This window comes from Aestuariibaculum scopimerae, from assembly GCF_059428085.1.
On sequence record NZ_CM182089.1, the window covers coordinates 1,395,132 to 1,407,588 of the forward strand.

6 protein-coding genes are annotated in these 12,457 nt (G+C 34.7%); all 6 read right to left on the bottom strand.

All coding sequences use genetic code 11. From position 1 onward, the window contains the following. Positions 1-62: 62 nt before the first annotated feature. Positions 63-1,523, bottom strand: a complete 1,461-nt coding sequence (locus AC5SR4_RS06160) for a RagB/SusD family nutrient uptake outer membrane protein (RefSeq protein ID WP_495358660.1) — start codon at positions 1,521-1,523, stop codon at positions 63-65. Positions 1,524-1,530: 7 nt separating this feature from the next. Beyond that, positions 1,531-4,548: a SusC/RagA family TonB-linked outer membrane protein gene (locus AC5SR4_RS06165; protein WP_495358661.1), complete on the bottom strand. Its 3,018-nt coding sequence runs from the start codon at positions 4,546-4,548 to the stop codon at positions 1,531-1,533. Positions 4,549-4,776: 228 nt separating this feature from the next. After that, positions 4,777-7,587 (bottom strand): helix-turn-helix and ligand-binding sensor domain-containing protein, encoded by a 2,811-nt coding sequence (locus AC5SR4_RS06170; protein ID WP_495358662.1) that lies wholly within the window; start codon positions 7,585-7,587, stop codon positions 4,777-4,779. Between the two features lie 165 nt (positions 7,588-7,752). Further along, positions 7,753-8,427 carry a head GIN domain-containing protein gene (locus AC5SR4_RS06175; protein ID WP_495358663.1) on the bottom strand — a complete coding sequence of 225 codons (675 nt, stop codon included), beginning with the start codon at positions 8,425-8,427 and terminating at the stop codon, positions 7,753-7,755. A gap of 110 nt (positions 8,428-8,537) precedes the next feature. Continuing rightward, positions 8,538-10,724: a ribonuclease R gene (gene rnr, locus AC5SR4_RS06180; RefSeq protein WP_495358664.1), complete on the bottom strand. Its 2,187-nt coding sequence runs from the start codon at positions 10,722-10,724 to the stop codon at positions 8,538-8,540. 196 nt (positions 10,725-10,920) lie between these two features. Continuing rightward, positions 10,921-12,411 carry a T9SS type A sorting domain-containing protein gene (locus tag AC5SR4_RS06185; protein ID WP_495358665.1) on the bottom strand — a complete coding sequence of 497 codons (1,491 nt, stop codon included), beginning with the start codon at positions 12,409-12,411 and terminating at the stop codon, positions 10,921-10,923. Positions 12,412-12,457 lie beyond the last annotated feature (46 nt).

Sequence of the window (12,457 nt, forward strand, 5' to 3'; positions counted from 1 at the left end):
CCTATATAATCATACATCTGTGTGTCAATGCAATTATCATGGTGTTTCATAATCTCTTTTTTTTAATATCCTGGGTTTTGACTCCATCTGCCTCCAGATAATTCAATTTCTTCTACTGGTATGGGAAATAATTCATGTTTTCCCGAAACAAACCCATCAATTTCTTGAGCGGCTCTTCCAGTTCTAACTAGGTCGAAGAAACGGTGTCCTTCGCCTACTAGTTCTACACGTCGTTCTTGGTATATGGCATTGGTTAGATTGGTTCCTGTTAGGCTTACTGGTGCCAACATGGCCCTGGTTCTAACCATATTTAAATACTGTGCGGCTCTTGTATCGCTTATACTGCCTCTGTTTAAAGCCTCTGCAGCCATTAACAGTACATCAGCAAACCGAATGGCACGGTAATTATTTGGGTTTGTAAGTGCTGCATCGGGTTGGTTTAAATCCCCTTTTCTGGCTATATATTTTAAATTGTAATAGCCTGTATGCTCATAACCTGTTGTATAGGTAGCACCTGTTTCTTCTGCCCATGCTTCTATATCCAGTATGGAATATTCCAATCGGATATCGCCATCCTCAAACGCGTCAACTACTTCTTGGGTGGGAACATTAAAGCTGTATCCAAAATCATATAGTGGACCATCATAACTTCTAACACCATTAAATCCAACGGCATAATTTCCTTCCAAACATTGAAAACAATCATAGCTTCCTCCATCCACGTCTGAATACTGTACCTCAAAAACAGACTCTATATTGTTTTCATAGTCGTTCTCGAACATAAACTTCGCTGTTTCAGAAGGTAATAATTGATGTGGTCCGTTATTGATTAGATCTTCTAGAACCGTAGCTGCTTCCGAAAATTTGTCTTGATATAAATAAGCTTTACCCAATAAAGCTTGTGCAGCACCTTTGGTAATTCTACCGGTAACACTTTGAACATATGGTAAATTATCGGCTGCAAATTTTAAATCGTCTTCTATTAAGGCATAAACCTCTGCTTTTGGTGCTCTATCAATTGAAAATTGATCGCCAAAATTAATACGCTTATCGATGGCTAAAGGCACATCGCCAAACCATTTCACCAATTCAAAATAATAATACGCTCTTAAAAAGCGGGTTTGTGCTAAAACACTGGTTTTATTGGCAAATTCTGTTTTGTCCTTAAACTCCATAATGTAATTGCTGCGGTTTACGCCCGTGTACATCCAGGTCCATATTTCCCTAAGATTTGCGTTTATAGGAGTATGTATCATATCATCAATTTCCTGAAACCCAGGGGTGTCTGTGGCGCTTTCGCCACCACACAGGGTATTATCAGAGGCTATTTCTCCTAACTGTACGTTTCTTGCAGTTGCCTGTAGATAGTCGTAGGCCGCTACTAAAGCGTCTTGATAGTCTTTTTCTGTGTTGAAAAAATCCTCGGAATTGACATCTTGGGAAGCCACATCTACAAAATCATCACTACATGAAAATGTGATAAGTGATACCAAGAGGATTATATTTAGTTTTAAATGTTTCATGATGAGATTAAAATTTTAAGTTAACACCTAATAAAAATGTTCTTGCACTTGGGTAAAACCCTTGGTCTATACCGCCGCCAATAGGATCGCCACTGGACGCTGTTGGGTCGTAGCCTGAATATTTGGTTAATGTCACCAAATTATTTGCTGAAATATACAAGCGTAGTTTACTGATCTTTGAACTTTCAAAAACACTGTTTGGAAACGTATAGCCTAATTGTACATTTTGAAGACGGATAAATGAGCCATCTTCTACATAAAAATCAGAGAATACGATGTTTGAGGTGGCTCCGGTAGTAACACGTGGCCAGGAGTTGGTGGAGCCTTCACCCGTCCAACGGTTTAAATAATAAACGGTTTTGTTTGTTAGTGCTTGATTACGCTCATAATTGCGAACAATATCATTCCCTACGGATGCAAATGCATAAGCTGCAAAATCAAAGTTTTTGTAATCGAAAGCTATGTTGAGCCCCATGGTGGCATCGGGTATGGGATTACCAATATCGGTTTTATCATTGTCATCAATCACACCGTCATTGTTCATATCCACAAATTTTAAATCACCTGCCTGTACCCTGTTGTCTATGGTAGCGCTATTGGCAACCTCGGCTTCATTTTGGAAAATTCCATTGGTTTTGTAGCCCCAAAAATATCCTATAGGGTAACCGGCTTCCATTCTGGACGGCGCTGGCTGGCTAATACCAAAAGAACCGCCTGTTAAAAAGTCGCCATCGGTGTTAACAGATATAACCTCGTTTTTAAGAGCCGTTACATTGTACTTAATGCTGAAGTTAAAGTTATCATTAAAGCTATCGCTGTAGCCTATAGCAAACTCAAATCCCGTATTTTCAATAATACCCCCATTTATTACGGGTGCCCCGCCTGTTCCTAACAATCCTGAAACTTGCGGTATTACCAATAAATCTTCAGTTCGTTTTTTAAAGTAATCGGCAGTGATGTCCATTTTGTTGTTCAAAAAACGCATATCTAAACCAATGTCAAGTGTTTTCTGTTTTTCCCATTTTATACCGGGATTGGAAATGGCACCACTGGCAACTCCAAATACTTCTTGGTTGTTAAATATATAGGAGCCTTCACCATTTAAAAGAGAAACAAATCGATAATCCGGAATTCTATCGTTACCTAAAATACCGTAAGAGGCCCTAACTTTTAATAAATCGAAAACTTTGCTGTCTTGAAGAAATGGCTCATCAGATGCTACCCATCCAATAGACCCTGAAGGGAAAAAACCAAACTTGTTTTGGGGTCCAAACTTGGTGGAACCATCGCGACGAATGACTGCCGAAAGTAAATATTTGCCTTTATAATCGTATTGTACTCTGGCAAAGTAGGACAGTAATCGGGAATCGAAGGTTTGGTTTCTGCCTTGAGCTTCAAACCGATCTTCTACATCACTTGCTTGATTTATGTTTGCATTAATATAAGCGTTGTCTATAATATCATATCCTGTAGCTCCTGAAAACTCCCCTGTTGTTTTAAAAACCGATGTTCCTAAAAGGATATTAATGTTGTGTGTATCGTCAATTTTGTTCTCGTACTTAATGAAAGCATCAAACGTATAGTCCCTGTAATAATCCATTGTAGTTACAACCGAACTCCTGTCTACGTTACTGTTCTTACCGCTTCCAAAATTAGCGATGGGATTAAATATCTTGCTGCTTACTTCTGAATAGTTAAACTGAATATTGGATTGTGCCGTAAAGTGCTCTAAGAAATTATAAGAGAGTCCTGCATTACCACTTAGTTTTAAAACTTTCCCCCTGTCAAATGTATCATCTATTTGTGCCAACGGGTTAATAACCTCGCCCCCTAAGCCTTCTGCAAGTGTATAGGCACCATTGTCATCTCTAATTGAAAATGTGGGTGCCATGTTTAATGCATTGAACAATACGGAAGAATTAGAGTTTTCTGGAAGGTTCCTTTTATTGGTTCTTATTAACATAAGACCAGATGTAAACTTGAAGTGCTCCAAGAAATCCAGATTATAGCTAGCATTGTTGGTAAAACGCGTAAAGTTGGATTTATTACCTCCCGCAATACCATCTTGAGTTAAAAAGGATCCACTATAGGAATAATAGGCATTCTTTGTACCACCCTTAAAGAGTATGTTGTGGTTTGTTATAAAAGCGTTTTTAAATACTTCATCTTGCCAGTCCGTACCAGAACCCAATGAAGAAACATCTGTAAAGGGTAGGGGGCTACCGCCCGCTGCTTGTGCTTCATTAACTATTAAAGCATATTCTGTGGCATTTAATACCGGTATTTTCCTTGTGGTTTCTTGAAAACCTCCATAGGCACTATATTCAACCGTAAGTGGCATTTCTTTTCTACCTGTTTTGGTTTTAATAAGAATAACCCCATTGGCCGCTCTAACACCATAGATACCTGCTGTAGCATCTTTAAGAATGTTTATAGATTCAATATCGTTCGGGTTTAAAACACTAAGGTCTTCTATTACGTTGCCATCAACTAAAATTAATGGACGGCTATCGCCGTTTGTGGAAACCCCTCTAATACTAATGGTGGCCCCTGCACCAGGCGACCCGGATTGGGATGTAATATTAACACCTGCAACCTGACCCTGTAAGGCCTGTTCTATACGTGTGGGTTTTAGGGCATCGATAGTTTCGGCGCCTAAAACACTTACAGCTCCTGTAATTTCTTTTTTGGTTTGTGTACCATACCCTATCACTACAACTTCATCTAATTGTGCTAAATCTTCTTGTAATTGGATATTTAAAAAGGCATTACTTGTTACAACGGCTTCATAAGTTATATATCCTATATAGCTAAATGAAAGCGTTGCTCCTATTTCTACATCGTTGATAGTAAAGTTACCATCGAAATCAGAAACGGCTCCTTGACTCGTGTTTTTTACTATTATATTAACTCCGGGAATAGGTAACCCTGAATTATCTTTAACATTTCCGCTTATAGTCACATTCTGGGAACTAGAATATGATATACACAATAATGCTATGATCTTAAAAAGATAATGTCTCATGCGATTTTAGTTTTAGTTTCTGTAAATTTAATTTGATTGGTTGATGAATTATAATTTTTAACCGCAACAAAAAACATACATAACAAAAAAACAGCCTATTTATTGATAAAACCCTAATAATAAAGGGGTGTGTTAAGAATAATTTAATTTTTTAGAATGCCTTATTAATTATAATAAAACTGGCAATGTTGTGGTGTTGTATAGGTATTATACACCCTTGTTGTGTAGTTATATATTTAAAATATAATCTGTTAAGCTAGATTCATGGGGCAAATCCATCTTTTTTCTTAATCTATAGCGTTTTACTTCTACACTTCTTGCCGATATATTTAATAAAGGAGCTATTTCTTTAGAGGAAAGGTTAAGTCTTAAATAGGCACAAAGTCTTAAGTCGTTAGAGGTTAATGAAGGGTGGAGGGTTTTTATTTTTTTAAGAAAGTCTTTATCGGCATTATTAAAGGCCTCTTCAAAGGTATGCCAATCGTCTGTATTGTTTAAGTTCCTATCTATAATTTTAATAACATGCTTTAAGCTTTTATCGTCTTTGGCTTTTTGTAATTCTTTTTTAATGCTATTTAAAAATTCGTTTTTCTTAATCAAGCTCATTGTTGAAATACCCAGCTCACGATTCTTGTTTTCAATGTCCTGCCTTAATTTATCATTGTTAAATCGCATTAATTGCTGCTTGTTTTCTAATTCTTTTAACTCTAACTCCCGCTGGGTTTTATAAAGTAATTTTTCGCGTTGTTTTCTATAGTATCGCTTATAGATATTATGTGTTATTAAGGAAAAAAGTATGGCAAAAAGCACATAGCCCGCTATAAAGGTGTTAGATATATACCACGGCCGTTCTATTCTAAATGTATAGGTTTCTATATTTGTTGATAGGTTATTACCAACCCTAGATCTTACATAAAATGTATAATTTCCATAAGGTAGATTCTCAAAAAATTCACTGGAGTCTGTTGTCCATTGGCTCCATTCGTCATAAATACCCTCTAACCTGTACTGGTATTCTACAACCAAATATTTATTGTACTCTGGCACACTGTAACTAAATTCCAGATTGTTTTCATTATTCTTAAAAAAACCCTTTGCTGTGGGGTCTAAAAATTTAGAGGTACGCCCACTTTTATAATTGCTATTGGAAATTAAATTTAGGTTTATCCTATGGGGCTTATAATTTAACCTATCCAAATCAATAATAATATAGCCCAATGTGGTACCATATAAATATTTGTTGTCCTTTATATAGGATATGTTTTCATACCCAGAAACATCTTTCCGGACATAGCTGGGCAATGGAATTTTATTTATTTTTGGTGTACTACTTAATTTGCTCGGGGTTAAATAGCTTAGACCTTGCAATGAAAAAGCCCAAAGTTTATTACTATCTGCATCAAAAACCAGTTTACCCGAAGTATAATTTTGCTCGTTAAATAATTGGCTTAAAATGGTGTCTTTTACAAATTTATTTGCCTTGCTATTATATTTGAAAACGCCCTTTTTTTGAGTGTATAATAAGTCGCCATTATAATTAATTAAACTGGTTTTAGAGCCTTTTTTTACCGAAGTTTCTTCTAAAATGGACAGTGCTTCGGTTAAATTGTTATTAAGCTTTACTTTAAAAACACCTTTATATTCATGACTTACAAAAACCTCCGTTTCGTTAAGCATTTCAAAATACCTACTGGATATATCAAAATTTTCTATTTTATTCCTTAATTGCCAGGTATTACCTTTATTTTCAATAATATATAGCCCTGTATAATTGCCCTGTAATAAAAGGTTTTCGTTGTTTTTAATGGGTTTGATATGCCACGTACCTTGCACATCTACAACAATTTGTGCCTGATCTTTATTTACAATAAATGTTCCTGAATTGTGCCCACAGAATAAGGTTTCGCCTATTTTGGTTAAGCACCATACGGCGCCTTGGGTGCCTTCAATAAATTTAAAATCTTCATCTATGTTTATGTCTTTATAAAATAGCCCCCTATTGGTTCCAATGTATAGATAGTCGTTATGCAAGATGGAGGTGTTAACAGAACCTATTTTTCCGTGCTTATCATTATAAATACTGAAAGGTGATTTAATATTAATACAATTAACACCATTTTCTAAACCAAGCCATATATTATTATCAATGTCCTCAAAAACCGAAAGTACCGTGTTATTGCTCAATCCATTATCTTGGTTAATTTGATGTCCTATATTGCCATTGGGCAAAACGTGTAAAATACCATTGGAAATAGTGCCCAACATAAAACTACCGTCCTTTAACTGTACACTACTATATATTCTATCTTTTAAAAGTACCTTGTTGGCAGGAATGTCCCACCTCTCAAGGGTCTTGTTCTTTAATATATAAAAACCATTGTCTTCTGTTTGAAACAAAATACTTCCGTTATGGTCAAAGATATTTACCAGTAAATTATCCTTTAAAACAACATCATTACTTACCAAAGTGGGTTTACCATTATTGATTTCGTAAACACCGTCCTTTGACTTTTGGAAATAAATACCCCCGTTTATTTTAAATGTTTTATAAATAGTTGTTTTTGAATTTATTACAGTATAGGACGCTGTCGTTTTATTGTATAAATAAATGCGTTTTAAGGATTGAAACAATATAAAATCGTCTATAGCAATAATGTTCCATATTTCCTCGTCTTCTAAAAAGGATATATCGAGTTTTTTTGATAGGGGCACATAATTTAACATCCCTAAATGATTTCGTTCCCAATACCCAAATTCTCTGTAGCAACCTGTGTAAATAAGATTGTCTATAACATTTACAGATCTTATGATGGTTTGGTTTGGGGATACGTATAACTTCCATTTGGCACCATTAAATTCTAACAAACCTTTATTATTGGCTACATAGATGTATTTATTTGGAGCTTGTGAAATAGACCAATTTTGATTTTCTGCCCCATAGTCATTAGGAGTATATATTTGAATAGGTGGATGTTCCTGTGCTTTTAAGAAAAAACAGGATATAAAAGCAAATAAATATAAAACGTGTTTAGCTGGCATTAAAAACAAATAGATAACATTGGTGTGTGTTACTAATTTAGTAAAAATATAAGGATTTATAACCTTATGTATAGGTATTTGTATGGGAACCGATCCTTAAAAGTCATATAAACAAAAAACCCAACACAAAATGTGTTGGGCTAAATAATACCGTAAGTAATGGTATTAATCCATTCTTTTTATTCTGCCACCTAAAACTTTACTTTCGTTAACAGTTTCGGGATTTCCATATATAAACACATCACCGCCAGCTCGTATTTTAACATCTACTTGTTTTGATGCTTTAACATAAGCTTCGCCCGCTGCATTGATAGATACTTCTGTTTTTTCTGTTTCTAGATGCTCTCCATTATAAGTACCCCCTGTTAATAAAGACACCTTTTGTGCTTTTGATGTACCTGTAACTTCAATAACACCCCCTGTAACGGCCTTAATATTTATATAAGTAACGTCTACGGGTACATTTATATCGCCGCCTTCTTGTGCTTTTAAATTCACTTCGTACTGTTTAATAACATCATCACTAAAAACCCTTGTGCCTTCATTAACATCTATAATATCTAAAGATGTATAGTATAACGTTACTTTGGTATCGCTTCCATCAAAGATTTCTTCTAATTTCATCTTTATTTTTAAAGTGCCATTTTTATTGTTAATAACAACATCATCTTTGTTTTCGCCGGTAATTATTACTTTGTTTTCGCTGGATTTAACCAACTTAACTTCTATTAAATCGTAAACTTTAAGCTCATCAAATTCTCCAACAGTTTTTTCTATTGATTTTTGTGCTGTGGCTACTGAAGATATGGCTATAATTAATAAGATTGCTATTTGTTTCATGTGTATTTATATTAGATAATTTAACTTAAAGATTCCTCCTATCGTCGGAATGACAAAATATACAACGCAAAGTTATCAATAATTATTCCCTTTTTTATTTACTATTTAAACTATTCGTTTTTGCCTATTAAATTAAAATCAAGGTGCTTTTTAACTAAATCGGTGTTTTTTACTTTAACAACCACTTCATCACCTAATTGGTACATGTTTTTGGTGTTTCTGCCTATCATGGCATAGGTGTCTTGATCAAAAGCATAATGGTCGTCTTTCATATCGCGCACACTCACCATGCCTTCACATTTGTTTGCAATAATTTCAACATAAATACCCCAATCGGTAACACCAGAAATAACCCCTACAAAATTTTCATCTTTATGATCTTCCATAAATTTAATTTGCATGTATTTAATGGAATCACGCTCTGCCTTGGTGGCTAAATTTTCCATATTACTGGCATGTTGGCATTTTTCTTCAAAGATGTCTTGGTTTACAGATTTTCCGCCATCTAAATAATGTTGCAGTAAGCGATGTGCCATAACATCTGGATAACGTCGTATAGGGGATGTAAAATGACTGTAATAATCAAAAGCCAAGCCATAATGGCCAATATTGTGTGTAGAGTATTCTGCTTTACTCATGCTTCTAATAGCAAGTGTATCTACTAAATTTTGTTCTTTTTTACCTACTACTTCTTTTAGCAAATTATTAAGTGAGGCTGATATTGATTTACGGTCCTTAAAATTAAGTTTATAACCAAATTTTGAAACAATTCCTTGTAAATTGGCTAATTTACTATCGTCTGGCTCGTCGTGAATACGATAAACAAAGGTTTTTTTAGGAGATTGTTTGCCTATAAATTCAGAAACTTTACGATTTGCCAATAACATAAATTCCTCTATAAGTTTATTGGCATCTTTACTGGTTTTAAAAAATACGCCTATTGGGTTGGCATCATCGTCTAAATCGAATTTTACTTCTACTTTGTCAAATGAAATGGCTCCAGCATGCATACGCTTTCTTCTCATGATTTTTGCAAGTTCGTCCATCGTAAGAATAGCGTCGGCTATATTTTGGGGTGCGCTATAGGCCTCTCCGGTTAAAGAAACTTCTTTTGGAATGTTATTGGATTTGGATTCTATAATTGTTTGTGCCTCTTCATATGCAAATCTAGCATCGCTATAGGTAACGGTTCTTCCAAACCATTGGTTTTTTATCTCAGCTTTGTTGTTTATTTGAAACACGGCCGAAAAGGTTAGTTTCTCTTCATTAGGCCTTAAAGAACAGGCGTTATTAGACAATACCTCTGGTAACATAGGCACTACACGATCTACTAAATAAATGGAAGTGGCGCGCTCATAAGCTTCATCATCTAAAACCGTACCTTCTTGTACATAATGGGATACATCGGCAATATGGATTCCTATTTCATATAAACCGTTTTTAAGAACTTTAAATGATAGCGCATCATCAAAATCCTTAGCATCTTTTGGGTCTATGGTAAAGGTTAAGTCTTTACGCATATCCCTTCTTTTAGCTATCTCTTCTTTAGTAATGGAAGTATCTAATTTATTTGCAAATGTTTCCACATCATGTGGAAATTCAAAAGGTAAACCATATTCGGCCAATATGGAATGAATTTCTGTATCATGCTCGCCTGGTTTTCCTAAAACTTCCAACACTTTACCATAAGGAGAATCGGCATTATCAGGCCAATCTTCTAGTTTAACCAATACTTTGTCACCGTCTTCTGCTTTTAATGTTTTGTTAATGGGTACAAAAATATCCTTGTACATTTTATTGCTATCGGCAACTACAAAAGCATAATTACTATGCAATTGGATAACCCCAACATAATCACTCTTTTCGCGTTTTATTATACGGGTTATCTCGCCTTCCAGTTTACCACGTTTTCGACGTTTATATACATAGAATTCTACTTCATCGCCATTTAGGGCTTTGTTAATGTTATTGGATGCTATAAAAACATCATCGTCAAAATCATCTGAAATAATATAACCTGTACCTTTTCCCGATAAATCTAAAATACCTGTGTGGTATTCGGTATTAATAATCGCTTTGAACTTGCCGCGTTCAACCTGCTCTATTTCTTTTTTAGCCGCTAGTTCTGCTAGTTTTTTTATAATTTGATTTCTGCTACTGGCGTCATTTACACCTAATTTAGCAGCTATTTGTTTATAATTGTAAGTTTGGTTTCTATCTTTTTTTAAAATACTTAAAATTGTATTTGAGAGGTTGGAAATACCATTTTTTGATTTCCGCTTTTTCTTTCTTGTCATGTAATTTTCTTGATCGTTTTCATTTCCTAAGATACAGGAAATTATGTTATTAAATAGCTGTATTAAAGGAGAAGTATGTGCTATTTATTTATGCAAAGCTACAATTAATATATTAAATGGTATTTTCTTAATGTTAATTAAATAAAAAGCCTTGAAAAATTTCAAGGCTTTTAGTATTAAAAAACGTGTTATTATTTTATTTCTTTAATATCTTTTTGACTTGCTTACCATCATTAGTTTCTACTTCTACAAAGTAAATACCTTTATTTAAATGACTAATGTTAATGGTTGAAGCTTTGTGAGTCTCTACAAACTGACCTATAACATTGTAAATAGTTACTTTTTTTAATGTAGAGGCTCTGTAAATATTTATTTTAATATAATTACTTGCAGGGTTTGGATAAATAGAAAAATCATTTTGGTTAAGCTTGTTAACTGATAATACTGTATTTAAATCATACACCCTTACTTGGCCTGAATCACTTCCATTACCATCGTTATAAGGAGCGCCTATGGCAACTCTGGAAGCATCTGAAGTTAAACTTACGGTCCAACCCGACCAATCATTTGCGGCTTCGCCTTGAATACCAGAACCTATCTGCGTCCAAGTTCCTGAATAATTTTTATAAATTCTCACTTGACCTGAACTGGTACCATTAACATCGCTACTATAAGCACCTACTGCTACAACTGACCCATCGGATGATATACTTACACCTTGACCTGCTTGTTCATTATCATCTTCGCCATCAATATCTTGCCCTAATTGGTTCCATAAATTGTTAACACTGTCGTATTCATAAACTTGTACATAACCAGAATCGGTTCCATTAACACTATCGTGGTAGGTGGATCCTATAGCTATAATAGAGCCATCGGATGATAAACTAACACATTGCCCTAATTGATCATCTGCTGCTGCACCATCAATATTTTGACCCATCTTGTTCCATATATCATTTACACTGTCATATTCATATATACGCACGTAACCAGAATCTGAACCATTATCACTGTCGTGGTAAGTAGATCCTATAGCTACAATAGAGCCATCGGACGATAAACTAACACTCTGTCCCGATAAATCAAAATTAACTTCGCCATCAATATTATCACCTATTTGTGTCCAAATTCCAGACATGTTTTTATACACTTGTACGTAACCTGTAAAAAAACCACTTTCACTATTACCTATAGAACTAAGGGCTAACATAGAACCATCATTTGATAAACTAACGGACCAACCAGCAAAGCTAAAATTACTTGTACCGTTTATATTTTGACCCAATTGGTTCCATTGATCATTAACACTATCGTATTGGTAAACACGAACACGCCCTGCTCTTGTACCAGCACCGTTATTATTTATAGCACCAACAGCTATAATGGAGCCATCTGAAGATATACTCACACTGTACCCAAACAGATCGCCACTAGCTTCTCCATTAATATCTTGGCCTATTTGTGTCCAGGTTCCAGAAACGTCTTTATAAACTCTAACTTGACCCGCATTATCACCAGTATCATCATTATTATAAGCTCCTATAATAACATAAGCTCCATTGGATGATATACTTGTGCTTCTTCCAGATTCATCACCTGCAACTTCACCATCTATATCCAAACCTATTTGGGTTTGACTTATACATAAAAAAGGTATTAAAAAGAAAGTAATAATATATCTCATAATCAAAAATTATATTTGCAGTCGAAATATACATATGTTTTACTTT

Bases quoted from the DNA above. Each gene is read 5' to 3' on its own strand.
- AC5SR4_RS06170 (WP_495358662.1), bottom strand. From the start codon at position 7,587: ATGCCAGCTAAACACGTTTTATATTTATTTGCTTTTATATCCTGTTTT.
- AC5SR4_RS06160 (WP_495358660.1), bottom strand. From the start codon at position 1,523: ATGAAACATTTAAAACTAAATATAATCCTCTTGGTATCACTTATCACA.
- AC5SR4_RS06165 (WP_495358661.1), bottom strand. From the start codon at position 4,548: ATGAGACATTATCTTTTTAAGATCATAGCATTATTGTGTATATCATAT.
- rnr (WP_495358664.1), bottom strand. From the start codon at position 10,724: ATGACAAGAAAGAAAAAGCGGAAATCAAAAAATGGTATTTCCAACCTC.
- AC5SR4_RS06175 (WP_495358663.1), bottom strand. From the start codon at position 8,427: ATGAAACAAATAGCAATCTTATTAATTATAGCCATATCTTCAGTAGCC.
- AC5SR4_RS06185 (WP_495358665.1), bottom strand. From the start codon at position 12,411: ATGAGATATATTATTACTTTCTTTTTAATACCTTTTTTATGTATAAGT.